The organism is Bradyrhizobium sp. Ses1 (assembly GCF_059512365.1).
Map to the genome: position 1 here is coordinate 1 of NZ_JCAMOQ010000219.1, position 476 is coordinate 476.

Genomic DNA, 476 nt, shown 5'->3' on the forward strand with positions numbered 1-476 from the left:
GATGCTGCGTCGCAGAGCACTTGCTACCGAGCGACGACGCGGCCGACCGCTTTGTTCACGAACGCATCGAAGTGCCCGGTCGATCGTCGCCGCACTCATCGTCAACAATTTAGCGCGAATCTCTGGCGCCAGGTCGATATGGCCGTGCCGCTCCATCGATTCAATCAAGATCGGCAACAGGGCCTTCAGACGCTTGCCGCACACCCGGTCTGCGGCCTCCCAAAGCAGTATCAGCGCAGTTCTCTCCGCATCTTGGTAGAGCCGCGGACGATTGCGGCGACCCGCTGTCTGGCCCTCAGAATCGCAGCGCAGCAACCGCATCGCATGCTTCCGATGGAAGCCCGTGATCGCAACGAACTCGTCGAGGATGCGGCCCTTTTCGACACGGCTCGACATCCTGTAGCGCCGCGTCAAAGCAGACTTCAGTTCCTTGCGCGTCGCCATGCTCAATCGCCCCATCGTTGCCCCTGCGCTCC

General features: G+C 61.8%; 1 pseudogene. It reads right to left on the minus strand.

The features are described 5' to 3' along the window. Positions 1 to 459, minus strand: a pseudogene (locus AC5ZG5_RS46445) (ISNCY family transposase); the annotation flags it as partial. Positions 460 to 476: the final 17 nt, after the last annotated feature.